Annotated in this window: 21 protein-coding genes and 1 riboswitch; of the genes, 4 read left to right on the forward strand and 17 right to left on the reverse strand. The window is 59.8% G+C overall.

Annotated elements, in window-relative coordinates; translation table 11 throughout:
* Both KBY99_RS02070 and KBY99_RS02075 read right to left on the reverse strand, forming a co-directional pair.
* On the reverse strand, nucleotides 1-630 hold the full coding sequence (locus KBY99_RS02070; RefSeq protein ID WP_254997036.1) for a HupE/UreJ family protein: 630 nt from the start codon (nucleotides 628-630) through the stop codon (nucleotides 1-3).
* Between the two features lie 14 nt (nucleotides 631-644).
* Nucleotides 645-827: riboswitch (cobalamin riboswitch) on the reverse strand.
* 10 nt (nucleotides 828-837) lie between these two features.
* Nucleotides 838-1,362 carry a pentapeptide repeat-containing protein gene (locus KBY99_RS02075; protein WP_254997038.1) on the reverse strand — a complete coding sequence of 175 codons (525 nt, stop codon included), beginning with the start codon at nucleotides 1,360-1,362 and terminating at the stop codon, nucleotides 838-840.
* 15 nt (nucleotides 1,363-1,377) lie between these two features.
* Between KBY99_RS02075 and KBY99_RS02080 the strand changes: the two genes are divergently transcribed.
* Genes KBY99_RS02080 through ilvD form a run of 3 tightly spaced genes read left to right on the forward strand, consistent with a single transcriptional unit; the run spans nucleotide 1,378 to nucleotide 4,082 of the window.
* On the forward strand, nucleotides 1,378-2,058 hold the full coding sequence (locus KBY99_RS02080; protein WP_315857934.1) for a uracil phosphoribosyltransferase: 681 nt from the start codon (nucleotides 1,378-1,380) through the stop codon (nucleotides 2,056-2,058).
* A gap of 25 nt (nucleotides 2,059-2,083) precedes the next feature.
* A complete protein-coding gene (locus KBY99_RS02085) occupies nucleotides 2,084-2,356 on the forward strand; it encodes a hypothetical protein (protein ID WP_254997040.1) in 273 nt (90 codons plus the stop codon).
* 55 nt (nucleotides 2,357-2,411) lie between these two features.
* Nucleotides 2,412-4,082, forward strand: coding sequence for a dihydroxy-acid dehydratase (gene ilvD / locus KBY99_RS02090; RefSeq protein ID WP_254997041.1), 1,671 nt, complete (start codon nucleotides 2,412-2,414; stop codon nucleotides 4,080-4,082).
* Nucleotides 4,083-4,097: 15 nt separating this feature from the next.
* On the opposite strand, the gene KBY99_RS02095 is transcribed toward ilvD, so the two are convergent.
* The 7 genes from KBY99_RS02095 to glpX all read right to left on the reverse strand — a co-directional run bounded on the left by KBY99_RS02095 (nucleotide 4,098) and on the right by glpX (nucleotide 11,070).
* A complete protein-coding gene (locus tag KBY99_RS02095; RefSeq protein ID WP_254997042.1) occupies nucleotides 4,098-4,484 on the reverse strand; it encodes a hypothetical protein in 387 nt (128 codons plus the stop codon).
* Nucleotides 4,471-5,013: a CIA30 family protein gene (locus tag KBY99_RS02100; RefSeq protein ID WP_254997043.1), complete on the reverse strand. Its 543-nt coding sequence runs from the start codon at nucleotides 5,011-5,013 to the stop codon at nucleotides 4,471-4,473. Before KBY99_RS02100 ends, KBY99_RS02095 begins: the two co-directional genes overlap by 14 nt.
* Complete coding sequence (gene pgl, locus KBY99_RS02105; protein ID WP_254997044.1) at nucleotides 5,010-5,756, reverse strand: 6-phosphogluconolactonase; 747 nt, start codon at nucleotides 5,754-5,756, stop codon at nucleotides 5,010-5,012. Before pgl ends, KBY99_RS02100 begins: the two co-directional genes overlap by 4 nt.
* A gap of 4 nt (nucleotides 5,757-5,760) precedes the next feature.
* Complete coding sequence (gene gndA / locus KBY99_RS02110) at nucleotides 5,761-7,179, reverse strand: NADP-dependent phosphogluconate dehydrogenase (protein WP_254997045.1); 1,419 nt, start codon at nucleotides 7,177-7,179, stop codon at nucleotides 5,761-5,763.
* Between the two features lie 130 nt (nucleotides 7,180-7,309).
* Nucleotides 7,310-8,605 carry a glucose-1-phosphate adenylyltransferase gene (locus tag KBY99_RS02115; RefSeq protein ID WP_254997046.1) on the reverse strand — a complete coding sequence of 432 codons (1,296 nt, stop codon included), beginning with the start codon at nucleotides 8,603-8,605 and terminating at the stop codon, nucleotides 7,310-7,312.
* A gap of 114 nt (nucleotides 8,606-8,719) precedes the next feature.
* A complete protein-coding gene (locus KBY99_RS02120) occupies nucleotides 8,720-10,030 on the reverse strand; it encodes a glutamyl-tRNA reductase (RefSeq protein WP_254997047.1) in 1,311 nt (436 codons plus the stop codon).
* Nucleotides 10,031-10,065: 35 nt separating this feature from the next.
* Nucleotides 10,066-11,070, reverse strand: a complete 1,005-nt coding sequence (gene glpX, locus KBY99_RS02125) for a class II fructose-bisphosphatase (RefSeq protein ID WP_106501811.1) — start codon at nucleotides 11,068-11,070, stop codon at nucleotides 10,066-10,068.
* Between the two features lie 202 nt (nucleotides 11,071-11,272).
* Between glpX and rpe the strand changes: the two genes are divergently transcribed.
* The gene (gene rpe, locus KBY99_RS02130; RefSeq protein ID WP_254936797.1) at nucleotides 11,273-11,947 is read left to right on the forward strand and encodes a ribulose-phosphate 3-epimerase; all 675 of its coding nucleotides are present in this window, start codon (nucleotides 11,273-11,275) and stop codon (nucleotides 11,945-11,947) included.
* Between the two features lie 97 nt (nucleotides 11,948-12,044).
* Here the strand turns inward: rpe and ccsB are convergent, their stop codons facing one another.
* The 8 genes from ccsB to KBY99_RS02170 all read right to left on the reverse strand — a co-directional run bounded on the left by ccsB (nucleotide 12,045) and on the right by KBY99_RS02170 (nucleotide 21,015).
* Entirely contained in the window at nucleotides 12,045-12,959 is a 915-nt protein-coding gene (gene ccsB / locus KBY99_RS02135) for a c-type cytochrome biogenesis protein CcsB (RefSeq protein WP_254941063.1), read from the reverse strand.
* Between the two features lie 46 nt (nucleotides 12,960-13,005).
* On the reverse strand, nucleotides 13,006-14,184 hold the full coding sequence (locus KBY99_RS02140) for an LptF/LptG family permease (protein WP_254997049.1): 1,179 nt from the start codon (nucleotides 14,182-14,184) through the stop codon (nucleotides 13,006-13,008).
* The gene (gene lptB, locus KBY99_RS02145; RefSeq protein WP_254997050.1) at nucleotides 14,181-14,909 is read right to left on the reverse strand and encodes an LPS export ABC transporter ATP-binding protein; all 729 of its coding nucleotides are present in this window, start codon (nucleotides 14,907-14,909) and stop codon (nucleotides 14,181-14,183) included. Before lptB ends, KBY99_RS02140 begins: the two co-directional genes overlap by 4 nt.
* The gene (locus tag KBY99_RS02150; protein WP_409996520.1) at nucleotides 14,906-15,277 is read right to left on the reverse strand and encodes a hypothetical protein; all 372 of its coding nucleotides are present in this window, start codon (nucleotides 15,275-15,277) and stop codon (nucleotides 14,906-14,908) included. The genes lptB and KBY99_RS02150 overlap by 4 nt, the downstream gene beginning before the upstream one ends.
* A gap of 94 nt (nucleotides 15,278-15,371) precedes the next feature.
* The gene (locus KBY99_RS02155; protein WP_315857935.1) at nucleotides 15,372-15,791 is read right to left on the reverse strand and encodes a DUF309 domain-containing protein; all 420 of its coding nucleotides are present in this window, start codon (nucleotides 15,789-15,791) and stop codon (nucleotides 15,372-15,374) included.
* Between the two features lie 3 nt (nucleotides 15,792-15,794).
* Entirely contained in the window at nucleotides 15,795-17,603 is a 1,809-nt protein-coding gene (typA, locus tag KBY99_RS02160) for a translational GTPase TypA (RefSeq protein ID WP_254941067.1), read from the reverse strand.
* Nucleotides 17,604-17,710: 107 nt separating this feature from the next.
* On the reverse strand, nucleotides 17,711-20,269 hold the full coding sequence (locus tag KBY99_RS02165) for a U32 family peptidase (protein ID WP_254997052.1): 2,559 nt from the start codon (nucleotides 20,267-20,269) through the stop codon (nucleotides 17,711-17,713).
* The gene (locus tag KBY99_RS02170) at nucleotides 20,269-21,015 is read right to left on the reverse strand and encodes a D-alanyl-D-alanine carboxypeptidase family protein (protein WP_254997055.1); all 747 of its coding nucleotides are present in this window, start codon (nucleotides 21,013-21,015) and stop codon (nucleotides 20,269-20,271) included. The genes KBY99_RS02165 and KBY99_RS02170 overlap by 1 nt, the downstream gene beginning before the upstream one ends.
* Nucleotides 21,016-21,079 lie beyond the last annotated feature (64 nt).

Here is a 21,079-nt window from a genome sequence, read left to right on the forward strand (position 1 = left end):
TCAGGCCGCCAAGCCTGCCAGGGCCCAGGTGCCGCCAAGGGCCATTAGGGCGAAACTAAGCCAGCGCAGCTGGGTTGAAGAAAGGCGTGTCCCCAAGGGTCGCAACGCAATAAGTGCCAGCGCAAGCAGGCCTGCCTGGGAAAGAAACAGGCCAGTGCCGTAGGCCACTACGGGCATGGCGCTCCAGCCAAAAACGGGGCCGCTTAGTACATAGCCGTGCAAGGCCATGGCGGGAAGCAGCAGCAAGGACGGCAAGCGCCTTAGCAACACCAGGGCCTCAACAATCAGGGTGCAGGCCACCAGGGATTCAGCGCCTGGCATCCCTGGCCACAGCAGTCCAGCGCCACTACCAAGCAAGCCAACAGCGAGAAGTCCCAGGCTCCAGCTAAGCCGTTTTTGCAGCCCTACCAAAGAAAGTGCCAGCAGGAAAAGCAGATGATCCGGCCCCAGCACTGGGTGGGCGAGGCCACTCAGCACGCCATTGAAAATGGTTGGCTTTAGCTGGCCGATATCGGCAAAATGATGGGCCTGGACTGGGCTAAGGGCGCCAATGCCGATTGATGCCAGGCCAGCAACTAGGAGCCAGCTGACCAGGGCTTGGCCGTTGGATGGTGTTTTGATCAAATTCATGGGCCGGTCCGCGCCGTAGGAGGAACAAAACCGGCGGGCGTTCTGACTTGGTAATGGATCGCAAGCAGGCCCCAAAGTTGGAGCAGATTTGCGGGCCATAGCCTTCACAGCTGCGGGACAGTGCCGGATTTTCACCGACCTTTCCCCCTTACCTCCAGTGGCTGATCCCCACTGGAACCGGAAATTAGATGCTAAGTGCAAGGGGCCCTACCGGCACGCCAGGCTCTCTTTAGTGGCGACTCCGGTGCTCGGATTGACACCGGCAGCTCTTTTACAGAGTGCTTTCTGCTCAGGCAGATCGAGCACTGCATCACTGAAGTCGGCGCCTTCAATGGTTGCCCCTTTGAAGTGGCTTTGCATCAACATGGCGTTTCGCAGCACGGCACCACTGAGGTCAGTGTCTTCAAAGTGACTTGCGAAGGCCACCGCGTCTTCCAGGTTGGCGTCCTTCAGGTTGGCTCCCCGTAGGTCGCTGCTGTTGAAAACAGCTCCGCGCAGATCGGTGCCGCTCAGATCGAAGCCAGCCAAAGTCGCCTTCAAAAACTCCTGCTGTTGAAGGTTGCGGCCGTGCATGTCTGGTTGGAGGTCTTGTAGAGAACGCTGGCTGCGCAGCTCAGGCGCGGTGATCGCTGCGGCCGGAGAGACCCCAAGGCACCAGGTCAGCACCAGGGCCAGTGCGGCCAGCAGCCAGCCACCAGACCAACTCGCTCGGCTTTCAGATCTCGAGCTCATGGGCGCGCACTTACGGTGAATCATCAAGTTATGGCAACCATGGTGATGGCTTTGCGGGTGGTGGTTCCCCCCCACCCCCTGATTGGCCACTGGCTTGGCGTACTGCGCGATCGACACACGCCTAGTTCGCTTTACGCCTCCGCTACTACCGAGCTAGGTCGCTGGCTCACCTATGAGGCTGTGCGCGATTGGCTGCCCCACAGGCGCATCCAGTTGGAATCACCCCTTTGTGCGGCGGAGGCAGACGTGGTGGATCCAGCGGTTCCCCTGCTGGCTTTGCCCCTCCTAACCGCTGGGCTTGGCCTTTGGCAGGGCGGCCAAACAGTTCTTCCCTCGGCCCAGGTGCTCCACCTACAAGAAAGCCTGGGCGTGATAACCCCTCCAGCCGGGCCAATCGCCCCCCGCTGCGGAGTTTTGCTGTTTGTAGCGGAACTGGGAGACGGCGAATCCCTGCTCCAACTCCTCGATGACCTTTCAGCCCTAGGCGTGACCGGTGATCGCCTACGAGTGATTACATCCCTGGCCTCTGGGCCAGGACTCAAGGCTGTGGGTGAGCGGCACGGCAGCCTCACCATCTATGCCGCTGGCATCGATCCTGATTTGAACGAAGTCGGTGCGATCGTGCCGGGTATCGGCGATGTGAATCAGCGGTTGTTCGGTGGCACGGTGCTGGATGAAATGCCCACCGATACCTAGGCTCGCTAAAGAAAGGGCTTGATTTATGGGTAATCACAACGGCGGCACCCCAGCCGGTGGCAGTTCCAGCCTCAGCGTCTTGGCTGGAGCTGTTATTGGTGCTGCTGGCCTTGCCTGGTGGTTGCTTGCTGAAGCAGAGCGACGCCGGCACCAAGGCCGGCCTGCCCGGGCCGCTGCCATCGCTGCCTCGCCGGCGGCTGTCAGGACGGATCGGGACCTTCACGATCGGGTCCATGAGCTCAACCAGGCGATCGATGATGTGCGCCGTCAACTGGAGACCATGACCATCCAGGGTTAGGGCTCCGGGGTCATTCGGCCCGGTGGGTAGGTTTCTTCAAGCCCAACCCATCACCATGCTCCGCTCCGCAGCGATCACGCAAGGCATCCAGCGCTCCCCTAACCGTGCCATGTTGCGGGCGGTTGGCTTTGGCGATGGCGATTTTAACAAGCCAATTATTGGCATTGCCAATGGCTACAGCACAATTACACCCTGCAACCTGGGCTTAAACGAGCTTGCCCAGCGCGCCGAGACGGCTCTTCAAACAGCCGGTGCCATGCCCCAGATGTTTGGCACCATCACGGTGAGCGATGGCATATCAATGGGCACGGAGGGTATGAAGTATTCCCTGGTGAGCCGCGAGGTGATTGCCGATTCGATTGAAACTGCCTGTAACGCCCAAAGTATGGATGGCTTGCTGGCAATTGGTGGTTGTGACAAAAATATGCCAGGAGCCATGTTGGCGATGGCGCGCATGAATATTCCCTCGATCTTTGTTTACGGTGGCACGATTAAACCTGGCAAGCTCGGTGCCTGTGATCTCACGGTAGTAAGTGCTTTTGAGGCAGTCGGTCAATACAGCGGTGGTCGCATTGATGAGCAGGAGCTCACTGCTATTGAAAAGAATGCCTGTCCAGGTGCCGGTAGTTGCGGTGGCATGTTCACTGCCAACACCATGAGTGCTGCCTTTGAGGTGTTGGGGTTAAGCCTGCCCTACAGCTCCACCATGGCAGCTGAGGACCCTGAGAAAGCAGAGAGTGCTGCTCGGAGCGCTGAGGTTTTGGTTGATGCACTTAAGGCAAACATCTTGCCTAGTGACCTACTCACCCGCGAGGCCTTCGAAAATGCGATCAGCGTGATCATGGCGGTAGGTGGCTCTACCAATTCCGTGTTGCACCTACTGGCGGTCGCCCGCACCGCTGGAGTACCTCTAAGCATCGACGACTTTGAGACGATCCGCCAGCGGGTGCCAGTGATCTGCGATCTAAAGCCCAGTGGCCGCTATGTAACCGTTGACCTCCATCAGGCCGGTGGCATACCCCAGGTGATGAAGCTGCTGCTCGATGCGGGCTTACTTCATGGCGATTGCCGCACCATCGAGGGCAAAACTCTGGCTGAGTTGTTGGCGTCTGTTCCTTCCGAGCCCCCCTCTGGTCAGGACGTGATCCGTCCACTTAGCAACCCCCTTTATCCCAAAGGGCACCTGGCGATACTCAAGGGAAACTTGGCTGAAGAGGGTGCGGTGGCCAAGATAAGTGGTGTTAAAAACCCTGTAATTACAGGCCCAGCAAGGGTTTTTGAAAGCGAGGAATCCTGCCTGGCCGCAATCCTTGATAAGCAGATCAACCCCGGTGATGTGGTCGTTGTGCGCAATGAGGGCCCGGTGGGTGGCCCTGGGATGCGAGAGATGCTTAGTCCCACGGCGGCAATCGTGGGCCAGGGCATGCTCGATTCGGTGGCTCTGATCACCGATGGCCGCTTTTCAGGTGGCTCCTTTGGTCTTGTTGTGGGTCACGTTGCACCCGAGGCTGCCGTGGGCGGCACAATCGGCCTGGTGGAGGAAGGGGACAGCATCACGGTGGACGCCATCGAACTACTGATCCAGCTCAATGTGCCAGATGCGGAAATCGCTCGGCGGCGCTCCGCCTGGGTCAAGCCTGAGCCCCGTTATCGCACCGGGGTACTTGGCAAATATGCCCGGCTTGTTGGCAGCAGCAGCAGGGGTGCGGTGACCGATGAGATCTGATCGTTGAGCTAAGACTCAGTCAAGCGGCACCAACAGCGCCCTGAGCCTTCGTGCCAATGCCTCCAGGGGGGCACCATCAACTGGTCGCTCGCAGCGGAGCCCTGACTCCGGCTCCATCCACACCGGATGGCTCCCCTGCCAAAGCAGGGGGCGTTGCTGGTCGTGGCACCAGGCCAGGGTGAGGTTGAGGTCATTACCGCTGCGATAGATCTCAATTTCGAGATCGGCGGCGGGATAGCGCTCCCCATCAGCCTGTCTTACCTCCAGTCTCAGGTTGCAATCGTCGCAGCGCTGGGCATCATCCAGGGGCAGCACGGCATGACGCCAAGGTTTGCGGCAGAGATCGGCGGCGGCTGCCACCAGCTGTTGCAGGTTGCTATTAACTAGCTCAGGGGTAGCCACGTACAGCGCGAAGTTGTAGGTATATCGGACCGGCGCGGAAGCCAGCATTTAAGCCGCCATCATCGGCGAAGCGTGAATGCAAAAGCTGCAGCCGGGTGATCCGGCTTGGGTCAAAGTTCAAGGGCAGTCCCACCGGCTTAGCGCGCACCGAGGCTCTTAGATCCGCGAATGGAATCCTCAAGAGGCTGGGCCCCTCTGGCTCCGTAGCGAATTCGATCACCCAGCGCAGGCCCCCCGGGATTAAGTTGGTGAGTCCGGCCAGACCGTCAGCGCAGGCAACCGCCAACTTGAAGCGTCTGCCAGCACCAAGCAGCTCAAGTTCGAGCCCCTCACAACTCGAAAGATCGAGAGGGGGAGAAAACAGAGGCGAGCGGCAACTGATGAAGCCCCCTCCCTCCTCAACGAGCGTGCCTTCAAACTCCAGCCCGGTTGAGGCGATCCGGCAGTTGCCCTGGCTGCGCCCACCCATCACGGTGTCGTTTAAGGCATGCCAGCCAATGAAGCCGTCGCCGCTGGCGATGGGAATCACAGGCTGACTCCAGCTGCTGCTGCTTGGTCAGCCAATATCAGCACCTCAGTCTCACTGGTGGGCTGCACCAACTTGGCTGGGGTGCGCAGGGGCGATTCTTCTGGATCGAGTAACCGTTGCAAGGCCTGCACCTTGCCAGCCCCACTCACAAGGAAGACCACCCGCCGCGCCGCTGAAAGGGTTGGTGCCGTAAGGCTGACCCGGGGCAGACCCTTGCCCTCCCCCAGGGTTACGGAGCGGTCCCGCACCCCAGGTGCAGCGGTGCCAGGAAACAACGAGGCGGTGTGACCATCGTCGCCGAGACCCAACAGCACCACGTCCAGCACTGGTGGGAAGTCGCCGCACAGCTGTTGCAGCAGGTCTGCGTACGCTGCCGCTCCTTGCTCGGGGCTGGCGAGCTGGGTGGGAACCCGGTGCAAGCAGGCCTTGCTACCGGGGAGCTCCGCCATCAAGGTTTCCCTAAGCATGCGGGCATTACTGGAGGGGTCTTCGCTTGGTACCCAACGCTCATCGCCGAGGAGCACATCGACCCGATCCCAGGGCAGGTGTTGCTGACCAAGTAAGCGATAGGTCGCCCTTGGTGTCTCTCCGCCGGCGAGTGCTATCTGAGCGCGGTCGCGCTGGGCAAGTACCTGATCAATCTCAGAGGCCAGGGCTTGGGCCGTCTGACGGGCGAGCTCAGCTGCCGACTCAGCCACCACCAGGCGATAGCGAGTGGTGGAGCCTGGAGTTATTGGGGTCATTGGATCAGTCCAGCCACTCGGTGTGGAAGTTGCCAGGCTTGTCGACCCGCTCGTAGGTGTGGGAGCCAAAGCAGTCGCGCATGGCCTGGACCAGGTTTTGGGGTAGGCGGGCGCTGCGGTAGCTGTCGATGTAATCGAGGGTGCTGCTTAAGCAGGGCACGGGAATCCCCGCCAGGGCAGCGCCGGCAACCACCTGCCGCAGGCCCGGTAGACGGCTGTTGATCTGCTCGGCAAACCAGGGGTCGAGCATCAGGTTTGCCAGGCTGGGGTTGGCGCTGTAAGCATCCTGAATTCGCTGCAGCAAGCGGGCCCGGATGATGCAGCCCCCTTTCCAGATCTGGCCGATGGCCGAAAAATTGAGGTTGTAATCGTGCAGCTTTGAGGCTTCCTGCAGCAGGGCCATGCCCTGGCCGTAGCTGACGATGCAGGCGGCAATGCAGGCATCGCGCAGGGGAGCCATGGCATCTGCCGCGCTGCCAAGATCGAAGCTGTGGGGGAAAGGCTCTGGCAGCAGGGCGCCCGCCTCTAGGCGCTCGGAGCGCAGCGAGCTCAGCACTCGGGCATTTAGGGCGGCATAGATGGTTGGCACGGGAACACCCATCTCCAAGGCACTCACCACGGTCCAAAGACCAGTGCCCTTTTGGCCAGCCGCATCCACAATCGCCTCCACCAGATCGGCACCGGTTTCTGGATCCTTGGTGCGCAGGCAAACCTCGGTGATCTCCACCAGGAATGAGGCCAACTCCTCGGTTTGATTCCAGCTGGCTAGAACGTCGGCCATCTGGTCGCCGTTCAGTCCGCCAACCCGCTTCATCAGGTCGTAGGCCTCAGCCAGGATCTGTTCAATGCCGTATTCGATGCCGTTGTGCACCGTTTTGACGAAGTGGCCAGCGCCCCCGGGGCCGATGTAGGTGACACAGGGACCATCGTCTACCTGGGCTGCCATCTTGCGCACCAACGGTTCAATGGCGTCGTAGGCCGCCTTGGTGCCACCGGGCATCATGCTCGGCCCTTCCAGGGCGCCTTTAGCGCCACCGGAGACGCCCATGCCGATGTAGCCGAAGCTCTTGCTCTCCAGCTCGGCAACGCGGCGTTCCGTATCGGCGTAGAGAGAATTGCCGCCGTCAATCAGCAGGTCACCCTCCTCAAGGAAGGGGGAGATTGCCGCAATCGTGTCGTCAACGGGCTGTCCCGCCTTGACCATCATCAGGATGCGGCGTGGACGCTCCAGGGTCGCCACAAACTCCTCAAGGGTCGCGGCGCCAACAATGTCCTTGCCGGCGCCACGACCAGCCAGAAACTCATCGGTTTTTGCCTTGGTGCGATTGAACACAACTGAGGAGTAGCCGTTGCGCTCAGCATTTAGGACGAGGTTTTCCCCCATCACTCCCAAACCGATCAGGCCGAAATGCGCCTTGCCCATGACTGAATTTGAAGCTTTTGGCGACAGTGTGGCGAAGCGTGCTGGTCAGCCCAGGCATCCGTCACAACTTGGTGGCAAAGGTGTCAGCAACTCCTGGTTTTTGGCCTGACACCTTGGCCGCTTCCCCTGCTCAGATCACCGTGCCGTCAGCGATGGTCCCATTTTTGACAACCACCACAATGCCGTTGCGTATGTAGAAACTGAGCTCGGGCCGGTCAGCTTCCTCCACGTGGTCCTTGTTGACGATCGTGACGTTGTCTCCGATCCGCACGTTCTTGTCGATGATGGCCCGTTTAACGGTGCTGCCCCTGCCCACGCCGATGGGGATGCCCCCACGTTCACGTAGTAGAAGGCGTTCCTCAGAGGACTCGAAGTAGTCGGCTCCCATCACCAGGGTGTCCTGGAGCACTACCTCGTCTTCAACTCGGGAGCGCACGCCCAGTACGCAGTGATGAATGCTGCAGGCCTTGAGCAAGGATCCCTCACCGATGATCGAGGCGGTTACCTGGGCGTCCTGCAACTTGCTGGGCGGCAAGTAGCGAGGCCTGGTGTAAATCGGGAACTTCTCGTCGTAGAAGGAGAAGGCAGGGTTGGGTTGATCGGTAAGCGCCAGGTTGGCTTCATAGAAGGCGCCGATAGTACCGATGTCCTCCCAGTAGTCGTCAAAGAGGAAGCTTTGGAGCCGGTCGCCGCGGGCCAGGGAGGCGGGGATGATCTCCTTGCCAAAGTCTGTTGAGGACGGGTTGCTGCTCAGCAGGTCAAAGAGGGTGTCGCGGCTGAACACATAGATGCCCATCGAGGCGAGGTATGGGCGCTTGGCCGCCTCCTCCGGCGACAGGCCAAGGGCCTGGGTGTCAACCCGCATGCTCTCCAAGGCTTCACCCTTGGGCTTCTCCCGAAATTCTTGGATACGGCCATCACTGCTGGTGCGCATCAGGCCAAAGTCCTCAGCCTGGGCAGGATCTACCGGGAGGGCGCCAACGGTGAGCTGGGCGCCGGTGTCGATGTGGTGCTGAACAAAACGGCTGTAGTCCATCCGGTAGAGCTGGTCACCGGAAAGAATCAGGTAGTGGTCCACGTCCCATTCGTGGAAAAGCCCCTGGTACTTACGGACTGCATCGGCTGTGCCCTCAAACCAGCTTGGGCTTTCTGGGGTCTGCTGGGCTGCCAAAACCTCCACAAAGCCTTGGCCGAATCCAGCCGAAAGGTTGTAGCTCATCGTCAGGTGACGATTCAGCGACGCACTGTTGAACTGGGTAAGTACATAGATTTTATTGATTTCCGAATTAATGCAATTGCTGATTGGAATATCAATTAGCCGATATTTACCTGCCAGTGGCACAGCTGGCTTGGCCCGCATTTTGGTCAATGGGTAAAGGCGGGTACCAGCACCACCTCCCAGAATTATTGCCAGTACACGCTTCATAAATCCTGCTGCCAGCGGTTCTCGGGGCTGACCGTACTTGAGCGTCCTGCTATTGGGCGAGCCTTTTGATCCCCTGCGGCACGAACTGTTGCAGTGCCCAAGGCTGGGGCTGGTTCAAGGCTCTGGCGGGCGCTCCTGCAGCTCAAACAGATCCTCCAGGACCCTCATGGCGCTGTGTCGCTGCTGGCGCGGTTGGGGGGCCCGCAGGTTGGTAACAGGGGTGTGCAGGATCTTGTTGATGATGCCCTTGCTGAGGGCTTCAACCACCTTGCGCTCCCTGGCTGACAGGTCTGGACCCATGCGGCTTAAGGCCTTCTGGAGCTCCTGCTCACGGATGTCTTCCAGCTGGCGCCGGAGCCGGTTTACGACCGGCACCGCTTCAAGCCCGTCCCACCATTCCAGGAAGACACGAGACTCCTCCTGCAGCAGCCCTTCGGCCTCAGCTGCCATTTCGCGCCGAGCCTCCTGGTTGCGGTTCACCACCTCTTGCAAATCATCAACGTCGTAGGAGTGCACGCCGGGCAGGCCAGCCGTATCCGCCGAAATGTTGCGGGGCACGCCGATGTCAACCAGCATCAAGCTGGAGCGGCGATTCAGTCCGCTGAGGCGCTGAGCCGTGATGATTGGTGTGTCAGCAGCGGTGCTAGTGAAAACCAGCGAGCAGGTGCTGAGGCAATGGTCAAGGTCGTCAAGGGGACGGCACTGAACGGGCAGAGCTGGAAAGTCAGCGGCCAGTAGTTCCGCCTTGTTAACCGTGCGGTTGAGCAGCACAAGGCCCTTACAGCCTTTGGCTTGAAGGTGCTGTAGCAGCAGACGGGCCATGCGCCCTGCCCCCACCACCGCCACCTGCTCCTGATCAAGGGGCACCAGCTCGTCGAGGCCTCGAGCTTGGCCCACCTTGAGCTGGGCCAGCTCCACAGCTGCTGAACTTATCGAAACAGCGCCGGTGCCAAGTTTCGTTTCTGTACGGACCCGTTTACCGGTACTAACCGCCTGGGTAAGCAGCCGATTGAGGATTGGCCCAACGGAGTGGTGCTCCTGGCCAAGCCTCACCATTTTTTTTACTTGAGAGAGGATCTGCCCCTCCCCAAGCACTAGGGAATCGAGGCCTGCTGAAACCCTAAGCAGGTGGCTGATCGCCTCCTCGTGGTGAAAAGTAAATAGATGCGGTGTGAGCTCCTCGACCGCCAGGCCGGAGAGCTGGCTTAAAAATGCTCCTACTGCGGAAATACCCCGCTCCGGATGACGGAGCAGGGTGTAAATCTCCAGCCGATTGCAGGTGCTGAGGATGGATGCCTCCAGCACCTGGTCATCGGCCCGCAGCTGCTGCAGCGAAGCCTCCATGGTTTGATCCGGGATGCTGAGGCGCTCCCGGATCTCCACTGGAGCCGTGCGATGACTGAGGCCGACGACGGCAATGTGCATGGAGGCTGGCTGGGGTGCTCGGACTGGGGCAGGCGTCAGCTCAGCGCAATGCTCTGGGCCCCATCCTTCATGTGAATGGTATTGGTAAAACGAGCGGTGTTGTCCAGGTTGCTGATCACCAGGGAGCTGGTGCGGGTGCAATCCTTCTCAAACTTGACACCGTGGAACAGCAGGCCATCGGTGATGCCACTGCCTGCGAAGACCACGTTTTCACCGGAGGCAAGCTCCTCTGCTTCATAGATTTTGTCTACGTCGGTGATACCCATCTCGTTAAGACGGGCGATGTTGCCTTCCTTGGTGTAGTCAGCCCACTCAGAGGTCTGAGCCACGGCCGGGTCGTACACGAGCTGGCCCTGAAAGTGACCGCCAAGGGCGCGCATGGCTGCGGCGGAGATCACGCCCTCGGGGGCTGCGCCGATGCCCATCAGGCAATGGGTGCCAGTGCCTGCAAAACCGCAGGCGATGGCGGCCTGAACGTCGCCGTCCGAGATGGGTTGAATCCTGGCGCCAGTGGCCCGGATCTCAGCGATCAGGTCTTTGTGACGAGCGCGGTCCATCACGACGATGGTCAGTTCGCTGGCTGCAAGGCCAAGGCACTCGCTGAGGATCTTGATGTTCTCGGTAGCCGACTTACGGATGTCCACCTTGCCTTTGGCTGCCGGGGGTGCAGCCAGTTTCTTCATGTAGAAGTCGGGAGCGTTGAAAAGTCCACCGCGATCAGAAGCGGCCAGGACGGCCATGGACCCTCGCTGGCTGTTGGCGCAAAGGTTGGTTCCCTCGCAGGGATCAACGGCGAAATCCACACCGGGGCCGGTGCCACTGCCCACTTCTTCGCCGATGTAGAGCATGGGAGCTTCATCGCGCTCGCCCTCACCGATAACGATGCGGCCCTGCATCTGGATTAGGCCCATGCGAGTGCGCATGGCCTCTACTGCTGCAGCGTCAGCTTCATCTTTCTTGCCCAGGCCGGTCAGTTCGGCAGAGGCGATGGCAGCTTGCTCAACGACCTCGAGAATTTCCTGGATGAGGGTGCGATCCACGTTGATCCGGCAGGGGAATGGGCTTCAGTAATGGCGTCGGCCTGGCGGTACACGAGGTCAGAAGCCTGTTGCTGCCAAGCCTTTCGAAGATGAAGCGGCCGCAACTGTATCAGTGCTCGCGGCCATGGCACCTAGGGACCACCCAAGGCTTGTCTGCAGACCACTTCCTACAATCCAAAGCCACCCGATCGGTTGATCCAGCATGAGCACCAAATCCCTGGTGATCTCCCCGTCAATTCTGTCCGCCGATTTCTCCCGTCTCGGCGACGACGTTCGTGCTGTCGATCAAGCTGGTGCCGACTGGATCCACGTTGACGTGATGGATGGCCGGTTTGTGCCGAACATCACCATTGGACCCTTAATTGTGCAGGCGTTGAGGCCTGTAACCACCAAGACCCTCGACGTTCACCTAATGATCGTTGAGCCCGAGAGATACGTGGCTGATTTTGCCAAAGCTGGCGCTGACATCATTTCTGTGCAGGTTGAGGCTTGCCCGCACCTGCATCGCAACCTTGCCCAGATCAAGGATCTAGGCAAGCTCGCTGGTGCGGTGCTCAACCCCAGTACCCCTCTAGACACGCTGGACTACTGCCTGGAGCTCTGCGATCTAGTGCTGATCATGAGTGTCAACCCGGGGTTCGGTGGCCAAAGCTTCATCGACAACCAAGTGCAAAAGATTCGCGACCTGCGCCGCATGTGCGATGAGCGTGGCCTCGATCCCTGGATTGAGGTGGATGGCGGCATCAAGGCTGAAAACGCCTGGAAGGTGATTGAAGCGGGCGCCAATGCCATTGTTAGTGGTTCTGGTGTCTTCAACCAGCCTGATTACGCCGCAGCAATAACCGGTATTCGCAACAGCAAGCGTCCCGGCGCATGAGCATCTGACTAGTACAAAATCCCCCGCGCCCGTGTGCGGGGGGGGGGGGCAGATAAGGTTTCACTCCTAATCTATTTTGAATAGGCGCGCTTAGGCCTTAGCTGTCAAAGAACCATCCATAGCTGTGCAAGCCAATGCCCAGCAGATTTACACCGATATAGCAAACCACGATCACGACCAAACCCGCTGCGGCTACGAGCGCGGGCTTGCGGCCCTGCCAGCCACGGATCAAGCGAGTGTGCAGATAGGCGGCGTAGACGAGCCAGCAGATCAGGGCCCAGGTTTCCTTCGGATCCCAGCTCCACCAGCTGCCCCAGGCCTCGTTGGCCCACACCGCTCCACTTACCAGACCAACCGACAGCAGTAGGAAGCCCACTGTGATCGTGCGGTAGCTGAGTGAATCAAGCTGTTCAACCGCGGGCATGGCCACGCTGCTTAGTTGTAGCTGGGGTGTAGCCAGCTGGGCCTGGCGATAGCCGCCACTGCCGATGGAGCTGCTGCGCAGTTCCATCGAATTGCCGCGGTCAGTGAATAGCACCGCCAACGAAAGCAGTGACCCCACCAGCAGGGCCGCATAGCTGATCATGATCACGCTCACGTGCATCACTAACCAGCTAGAGCGCAGGGCCGGCACCAGTGGCGAGGCTTCCTGGAGCCGATCCGGCAGAGCGAAGCTTGCAAAAGCCACACAGCCGAGGGCCATGGGGGTGGCCGCTGCAGGCACCAACGGCGAAGGCCAGGTGCGCTCCACCAGCAGCTGGGTGAGGGTGCACCCCCAGGCGAGAAAGCAGAGGGATTCGTAGAGGTTGCTGATCGGGAAATGGCCCGATTCCCACCAGCGCAAGACCAATTGGGCCGTGAGGCAGAGATTGGCGCCGGCAACCAGCAAGCGGACCGCCGTGCTTGATCGGCCGCCGCTAAGGGACCAGAAGGCCAGCGGCAGGGCGACTAGCAGGAGGGCAAACGCCGTCAGACCCAGTCCAAGCACTGGGTCGTTCAACAGGGCGGGCACGGGCAACGACTCGATATCTGCTCAGTTTGGCGAATGGCAGGTGCTGTTAGCGGCTGGCCTGGCGTAACAGATACACGCCGCCACCCAAACCGATCACCACTGGCAGCCAGGCGGAGAAGTAAGGACTGAGCGTTCCCTTGACCCCAAGCGAACTGAAAACAAACGCCACCAGGTAGTAGCCAAAGATCAGCAGGACGCTGAGCCCGAATCCCTGGCTACGGCTGCGGCGCGAATGGGGTCGCACTCCAAGGCTGCTACCAATTAAGCCAAACACCAAGCAGACCGCGGGGAAGGCGAACTTCTCCTGGATGCGAACTCGAAGCTTGCGGGCACCCTGCAGATCACTGGCCTCTCTGAGCAGCCGCTCGGCGGTCCGCGCTTGGCCGATTGTCATTGAATTGGAATCCTTTGGCAGCTTTGCGACTTGGAGCGGCTGACTACCAAGGGGGTATAGGTAGCGGTCGAAATCAGCTGAAGTGGTGGAGCTGTCCGATCCTTCCGTGACTCCAAATACATGGCCATCTAGGAATTCCCACTGGGCATCGGCCTCGCTCCAGCGGGCCCGATCGGCACTGAGCAGCACCCGTTGATCTCGGCGTGAGAGGTCAAGCAGAGTGACCCGCTCCATCACCCCTTTATTGAAGCGTTGGGCATAGAAAAAGTGAGTAAGGCCGCGCTCCGTGCTGCCGTCTTCAGCCTGTATGTCACCGTATTTAGAGAACATGACGTTGTCTTTCTGCTCGCCAGCTACGGCACGGCCAATCGCTCGGTTGAGGGTGTTTTTAGCCTCGAACAAGGTGCGCGGCACGATTGCCTCGTTGAAGGTGAAGGTGAGCATGGTCATCACCAGAGCGATGGCAACGGCGGGCACCACCATTCGCCAAGTGGCAACCCCCACACTTCGCAGGGCGGTGAGCTCACTATTGCCTGAAAGCTTTGAATAGGTGAGCAAGGTGGCCATTAGCGTGGCCATGGGGAAGGAGAGCACCAGAAAGGAGGGCATCTCCAGCACCAGCACCCGCACGGCCACATCTAGGGGCAACCCCGATTCCGCAACCCGGCGCACAAGCTCAAATACGGCACCCACTGAAAGGGATACGGCGGTGAATGCGGCTACACCGAAAATCAGGGGGCCGATCAGTTCGGCTAGGAGCCAGCGATCAAGCAGGGGTAGCTGGCGCCAAGGGGTCAGCAACTGCTGGCGTGCGCGGTGTGACCAACTCATAGCTGGAAGGATTCTCCGAGGTAATGGCGGCGGACCAGGGGATCGGAACCCACCTGCTGAGAGCTGCCAGCAGCCAAAATCGATCCCTCAGAAAGGATGTAGGCCCGATCGGTGATTGCCAGGGTCTCGCGCACGTTGTGGTCTGTAATCAGCAGACCCATGCCCCGCTCCTTGAGCTGGTGGATCAACTGCTGCAGATCCGACACCGCGATTGGGTCGACTCCCGCAAAAGGCTCATCCAGCAGCAGGTAGCGGGGACCCTCAATACCCACGGCCAACGCCCGGGCAACTTCGCAGCGCCGCCGCTCGCCTCCGGACAACTGATATCCCTTGCGGTTTTGAAATTCGCTGAGGTGAAAATCCTCGATTAAGCCATTGAGACGCTGGCGCCTCAGCTCCATCGGGGTGGCACTTTCCTGCAGGGCAAGGCTCAGATTGTCACGCACACTCAGCTGGCGAAAGACGCTGGGCTCCTGCGGCAGGTAGCCAATACCTAGGCGGGCCCGTTGGGGCATGGGCAGTTTTTCGATTGCCTTGCCATCCATCAACACCTGGCCGGAGTCGGGGCGCAATAAGCCAGTCACCAAACCAAAAGTGGTGGTTTTGCCCGCCCCGTTGGGACCAAGCAGGCCCACTACTTCACCTGGCTCGAGCTGAAGGGAAACGTGGTTTACCAGCAGTCGGCCACCGATGGCCAGCGCCACATTTACGAGCTCGAGACTCATGGCATTAAGCCTTCCTTTGCTGTAGGCGCATTCATTCGGTAGTAGGTGATCACCTGTTGACCAGGGGCCGGCTCAGCCACGATCCGCTCCCTCTCCACCAGATACACCAGCCTTTCAGCCTGGATGCTGTGACCCGTATCTTGAATTACATCCACATCACCGCTGAGCACCACCCTGCCCTCACGACTGAAGTATTGGGCCTGACGGGCCGTGGCTACCACCCGTTGGTCGGGGTAAACGATGCGCACATTGCCGGTTGCTGTCACAACTCCGGTGCTGTTATCGGCCTTTTGCAGGTCGGATTCAATTGTTACCAGCCCGCTGGTGGGAGTCACCACGGCGGGGGCTGCAAGCGCAGGGGCCAACATTGCCGAGAGGAAAAGGGGCAGGGCCGTGAGCCGCAAGAACGCGGAGCGCACAAAGGGATATAGCAACAGTTGGGTGTGGGACATGGCGTAATTTTTAATCTACAGAAGGGTTTTGGGGCGCTGTCCCAACCAATCTGGGCGATTCCAAGCCCTCAATTGACCTCTGCTGCTGCAACGCCAGCAAACGCTGCATAGATGAGTCGATCAAGGCGGCTAAATCTATGCCTAGGGAGTTATGAGGACAAGCCTTAAGGCGGCCGAGACCCTCACCCATCAAAATTGTGGCGCCGCGGCAGTTACCTCGTTCAAGGTGCAGTTCAGCCACGGCGATCTGCAGAATTCCTTGCAAAACCGGCCTCATGGGGCCAGCGGTCTCATGCCAAAGGGCTTCGAAACCGTCGTGGCAGGCATACCAGTCAGCGCTGTTAAACAAGGATATGGCCTCCCCCAAGCGGGTGTCGGCCAATAATTCCTGTTCTTCGCTTAAAAACTGCTGCTCAGAATTCGGGCGCACTGATCAGCGCTTAGCGGCCTTTTTGGATGGAAGTTTGCGAAGTCTGATCGATTGGGGTGTGACCTCAAGCATTTCATCGGGTCCGATGTACTCAAGAGCCCGCTCCAGGGTCATCTGGATAGGTGCCTGCAGGGTGTCGAGCACCTCTGCACCAGCTGAGCGGATGTTGGTCACCTGCTTTGCTTTGCAAACGTTGAGCTCTAGGTCGGGTGGACGGTTGTGTTCACCAACAATCATCCCCTTGTAGACTTTGGTACTAGGCGTAATAAAGAACTGGCCGCGATCTTCCGCGCCCTTCAGTGCATAGAAGGTGGCTGTGCCTTCTTCAAAGGCAATCAACACACCATTCCGGCGGTTTTCCATGTCTCCCTGCATCGGCCTGTAGTCGAGGAAGGAGTGGCTCATGATCCCCTCGCCCCTTGTGGCTCGAATGAATTCGCCTCGGAAGCCAATCAGGCCACGAGCTGGCACCACAAACTCAAGCTGGGTGCGTCCGTCGTTTGTATTTTCCATGTTCTGCATCTCGGCCTTGCGGACGCCGAGCTTTTCAATGCAGCCGCCCACAGATTCCTCAGGCACATCCAAAACCAAGGTTTCGTAGGGCTCTGATGGGGTGCCATCAATGGTGCGGAAAATCACTTGGGGCTGAGATACTTGGAACTCATAGCCTTCGCGTCGCATCGTTTCGATCAGGATGCCCAGGTGTAATTCACCACGGCCGCTGACCGCCCAGCGATCCGGTGAGTCGGTGTCCTCTACCCGTAGGGCGACGTTGGTGAGCAGCTCTTTCTGTAGGCGATCGCGCACCTGACGGCTGGTCACGAATTTGCCCTCCTTGCCAGCGAAGGGAGAGTCATTGATGACGAAAGTCATCTGTAGGGTGGGTTCGTCAACCCGAATCAGCGGCAGGGCCTCAGGGTGATCGGGGCAGGCAATCGTCTCACCAATATTGACCTCGTCAAAGCCGGCCACGGCCACGAGATCGCCAGCGCTGGCCTGCTCAATCTCAACCCGTTGCAGTCCCTGGAAGCCAAGCAACTTGCTGATGCGGCTGCGCTTGATGCTGCCATCGTCACGGATGAGGGCAGCAGGTTGGCCAGCCCTGATTGTGCCGTTGTGGATGCGACCAATCATGATCCGACCTAAAAAGTCGGAGTAGTCCAAAGTGGTGACTTGAAGCTGTAGCGGCTTCTCGGGATCGCCAACCGGGGGCGGAACGTGCCGCAGGATTGCATCGAAGAGCGGCTTCATATTGTCACTCTCAGTCTTCATGTCTGGCTTGGCGTAGCCGCCCATGCCACTCCCAAACAAATAGGGGAAATCGCACTGATCGTCGTCGGCACCCAGCTCAAGGAACAAGTCGAGAACCTTGTCGACAGCCACCTCGGGGTCAACTCGGGCTCGGTCAATCTTGTTTACGAAAACAATTGGACGTAGCCCTTTCTCGAGGGCCTTTTTAAGCACAAATCGGGTCTGTGGCATGGGCCCCTCGTTGGCATCAACGATCAGCAGGCAGCCATCAACCATGCCGAGAACCCGCTCTACCTCGCCGCCAAAATCTGCGTGCCCAGGGGTGTCAACGATGTTGATACGAATTCCTTCGTAATCGACAGCGGTATTTTTGGAAAGAATTGTGATCCCGCGCTCACGCTCAAGATCGTTCGAGTCCATCACACAGGTTGGAACCGCCTCTCCCTCGCGGAAGATGCCCGATTGGGTGAGCATGGCATCCACCAATGTGGTTTTGCCATGGTCAACGTGGGCAATGATCGCAATGTTGCGAATCGGCGTACCTGGGTGTGCACCGCTCATACAAATAAAACCCTACTTTTACGTTGAATGGAATCTGTTGACTTGAAGTTTATGTAGACGGAACGTTTGATGGAACGTTTACGCAGACTTAAAGCCATGATCCAACTCTATCCCACACCCCTACCGCTTTTGAGGCTGCCGCGGGTCACGCCAAGACGGCTGTCCAACCGTTCCTGCTGCCAGAGGCTGCGTCCGCTGATCTCACCACGCAGTGCCGCTGAATATTGCTGCACCCGATGCTGGCTCTCGGCCGCTGATTCCTGCAGCAACTCAATTCGGAACTGCCTCACCCCAGCACGCATCAACTGCGGCAGGGCCTCAGCAGCTGTCTGAGCTCGGCCATTAAACAAGGTGTTACGGCAGCCAAGATCAGCCCGCAGCGGGTGCTCACTGCCGCTGCGATCACGCAGAAGCACCGTGTGCTTTTCGCAAGGGCGGCCGCAGTCGGTGTGGTCGTGCCCGTCGGATAGGAAGGCGCAAAACAGGCAGTGCTCCATGTGGAACAGGGGCATGTGCTGGTGGGCTGTTACCTCAACCTGCCCGGGGGGGCAGCCCCGCACCAGGGCCAGCATTTGCTTGAGGTCAAGGTCGTAGCTGGCGGTGATTCGCTGCAGCTTCCAATGGTCCAGAAACCACGCGGCGGAAAGTGGATTGGCGACATTCAAAGAAAAATCGCCACAGCAGGGAGCAAGGGGTGTGAGCACCTCGAGCTGGTCGGCATTGCGCACCAGGTAGCCATCGGGGGCCGCCCGCACCAGGGGCTCCAGGGTCCAACGCTCATCAGTCCGTGTGATTCGAGCCCCAGCCAGCCAAATGCCTCCAGGCCAGCAGCCACGGCCGATTGCCACGGCCTCGCGCAGTTCGGACGGTTGATCAAGGTCGGCAATCACTGACGCAACTGGTTGATCCCGCAGGGCCTTCAGTTGCTCAAGGCTGCGCACCAGCACAACCAACTGCGGCTCCGAAATCTCAGCAGTGCCCAAACCAGGCCCAGGTAGGGGCGAAGCATGGGCAGGGCTTGAAAGACTCTGCAGTAACTCGCTGAAATCAGTTGTGTCCCCTGCCAGGGGGGCCTGCGAGCCGCTTTGGCCAGGCTCAATTGCGGCTAACTCTTCAACTAGCTCGCGGCGCAACTTGTTGAGCTGGGCTATCGGCAGAAAAAGAGCTCCCTCGAGAGCAATCTCTAGCTGTTCCAACTGCCAGCAGGTGCCCCCTAGGCGCCCCAGCTGGGTTTGAAGTCTGGAGGTGTCTAGGGCTTGCTCGCTGGCTGTCTGCAGGGCCGAGGCGGAGCGCAGCTTTATTTGCGCAGTTGCTGCTGGATCGAGCCCCTCTGCCCCCTCAACCGTCAGCTCCAATGGCTCGCCAAGCCGTCCTTGCAGGCGAAGCCGCAGGCCTCGGCTGCATTCCGGAGTTGCCTGGCCAGCCATGCGCTGCCATTGACTTTCAAGGGCGGGATCGCTGGTGAGCCAGCAAGGGCTACCCGCTGACAGCCCGCGGGCGTCGATCCGGCCAGGGCCAAGCCGTACGGCTAGCCGGCTCATCGGGCGCTTCTGCACAGCCATCAGCCGGCCGCCAATTTCGGCTGGTGCCTCGAGGGGACCATATCCAGCGGCCTCAAACACAAGACCATCGCCTGGTTTCAGATCCGCCTGCGTCTGGATGATCCACCAGCCGTCGGCACTGAGGCGCTCGAATGCCCCAATCTGCGGGCCACGCTTCTTGCTCCAGCGGCCGTGCACGAGTGTCTGGTGGTCGAGGCCCCCCAACCACCCTGTGGAAAGTCCCCGCGAGAAGCTCAACTCCAGGGAGCGCTTCTGCTCAGCTGACTGGGGCGCGCTGGGTAGGCCCTCGGCTAAACGATCAAGTCCTTGCCGGTAGGCATCGGTAACAGCTGCCACGTAGGTGGCGTCCTTAAGGCGCCCCTCGATCTTGAGGCTGGCGATGCCGATCTGCTCGAGCTGGGGCAAAAGCTCCCAGGCTGATAGATCCTGGGGTGAGAGCAGATATCGCTGGTCTTGAAGATCGCGTACTTCGCCGTCAACAATCAGCTGGTACGGCAAGCGGCAAGCCTGGGCACACTCGCCCCGGTTTGCACTGCGCTGGCCCAGGGCTTCGCTGGTAAGGCACTGGCCCGAATAGGCAACGCACAGTGCGCCATGCACAAACACTTCCAGGGGGATGGCCAACTGGCGCCGTTGCAGCTGACTTTGCAAGCGGCCTAGGTCGGTGAGAGTCAGCTCCCGTGCAAGCACGACCCGGGCACAACCAAGCTCTGCGGCCATGGCGACCCCTGCGGCGCTGGTGATCGACATCTGAGTGGAACCGTGCACAGCCAGTTCGGGCGCCAGCCTGCGCGCCAAACGAGCCAGGCCTACGTCCTGAACAATTAGGGCATCGACATGGGCCGCAGCCGCAGACCTGATCAAACTTGCCGCCTCGACCAGCTCATCGCTGAACACGAGCACATTGACGGTGAGAAATCCCTTCACCCCCCGCCGATGCAGCCAGTGCATGAGTTCTGGCAATTCCTCCTGCTCAAAATTGGCGGCCCGCATGCGGGCGTTAAATGTCTCCACACCGAAATAAACAGCGTCGGCGCCATTTGCAACCGCGGCGCGCAAGGCCTGCCAATTACCCGCAGGGGCCAGCAATTCCGGAATAGTCATCAGCGCGCCAACCGCTGGGCGGGCTCAAACAACTGCAGGGCCTCGGCGCTGCCCTCGAATCGCCAATGCCAGGGCTCGTAACTCACCCCCTGGGTGTTACCCCGGGGGAAGGAGAGGATGAAGTGATAGCGAGCTCCATTGGCCTGCAGCCAGCCATAGGCTGCAGTTTGATCGAAGCTTGGTGAGAGGTTGGTGGCTGGTGCCAGGCCATCGCCGAGATCGATGGCGAAGCCGGTGCTGTGCTCAGAAAACCCAGGCGGAGCGCTAACCATGGCCCTTTCTCGAGCGCTCTGGTTGCGATCCGATTTCACATCAAAAAAGAGTTCTTTTTGAAGCGTATGAGATCGGAAGGCGCTCAGCACCACTAGCTCGACCCCACTACTGGCTGCATCACGCTGCATGGCCAGAAGCGCTGCTGCTGCTTCTCGATGCAGGCTTAGCCCAGGGGCAATCGCCACCCGTTTGGAAGCGGCCAGCTCGCCGTAGGGGAAATGGCCCAGCAGGCGCCCGTCAAGGCCCGTGCGGGCGTCTAGTCCCTTTACTGGCGGCGGGGCTAAAAGGCGCTGCAGCGGGCCTGGTCGCCAAACCACCAATAGGGCAAGGGTGATCAAAAGCGAACCTGTGCCCACGCTGACTCCCAGTAGCCAGCGGTTGGCCTTGGCTGAGGGCGGGCTGGTGCGGCGGGCGACAGGAATGTCTCCCAGGGCTAGGGGTTGGCCTGGCCTGCGGGAATTGCGATGCGTCACGCGGGTTCCCTGCCTGGCACCGATCAAGCTTCCTAAACACAAGCAATGAAGATCCTAGGCGGGG

This window comes from Cyanobium sp. Maggiore-St4-Cus, assembly GCF_024345615.1.
GTDB lineage: Bacteria > Cyanobacteriota > Cyanobacteriia > PCC-6307 > Cyanobiaceae > Cyanobium_A > Cyanobium_A usitatum.

What these genes read in the sequence shown, in the direction of transcription:
- KBY99_RS02075 (WP_254997038.1), bottom strand. Translation starts at nt 1,362, where the DNA reads ATGAGCTCGAGATCTGAAAGCCGAGCGAGTTGGTCTGGTGGCTGGCTG.
- gndA (WP_254997045.1), bottom strand. Translation starts at nt 7,179, where the DNA reads ATGGGCAAGGCGCATTTCGGCCTGATCGGTTTGGGAGTGATGGGGGAA.
- pgl (WP_254997044.1), bottom strand. Translation starts at nt 5,756, where the DNA reads ATGACCCCAATAACTCCAGGCTCCACCACTCGCTATCGCCTGGTGGTG.
- KBY99_RS02150 (WP_409996520.1), bottom strand. Translation starts at nt 15,277, where the DNA reads ATGTTGGCCCCTGCGCTTGCAGCCCCCGCCGTGGTGACTCCCACCAGC.
- KBY99_RS02120 (WP_254997047.1), bottom strand. Translation starts at nt 10,030, where the DNA reads ATGCACATTGCCGTCGTCGGCCTCAGTCATCGCACGGCTCCAGTGGAG.
- typA (WP_254941067.1), bottom strand. Translation starts at nt 17,603, where the DNA reads ATGAGCGGTGCACACCCAGGTACGCCGATTCGCAACATTGCGATCATT.
- KBY99_RS02085 (WP_254997040.1), top strand. Translation starts at nt 2,084, where the DNA reads ATGGGTAATCACAACGGCGGCACCCCAGCCGGTGGCAGTTCCAGCCTC.
- lptB (WP_254997050.1), bottom strand. Translation starts at nt 14,909, where the DNA reads ATGAGTCTCGAGCTCGTAAATGTGGCGCTGGCCATCGGTGGCCGACTG.
- rpe (WP_254936797.1), top strand. Translation starts at nt 11,273, where the DNA reads ATGAGCACCAAATCCCTGGTGATCTCCCCGTCAATTCTGTCCGCCGAT.
- KBY99_RS02070 (WP_254997036.1), bottom strand. Translation starts at nt 630, where the DNA reads ATGAATTTGATCAAAACACCATCCAACGGCCAAGCCCTGGTCAGCTGG.
- KBY99_RS02140 (WP_254997049.1), bottom strand. Translation starts at nt 14,184, where the DNA reads ATGAGTTGGTCACACCGCGCACGCCAGCAGTTGCTGACCCCTTGGCGC.
- ilvD (WP_254997041.1), top strand. Translation starts at nt 2,412, where the DNA reads ATGCTCCGCTCCGCAGCGATCACGCAAGGCATCCAGCGCTCCCCTAAC.
- KBY99_RS02115 (WP_254997046.1), bottom strand. Translation starts at nt 8,605, where the DNA reads ATGAAGCGTGTACTGGCAATAATTCTGGGAGGTGGTGCTGGTACCCGC.
- KBY99_RS02165 (WP_254997052.1), bottom strand. Translation starts at nt 20,269, where the DNA reads ATGACTATTCCGGAATTGCTGGCCCCTGCGGGTAATTGGCAGGCCTTG.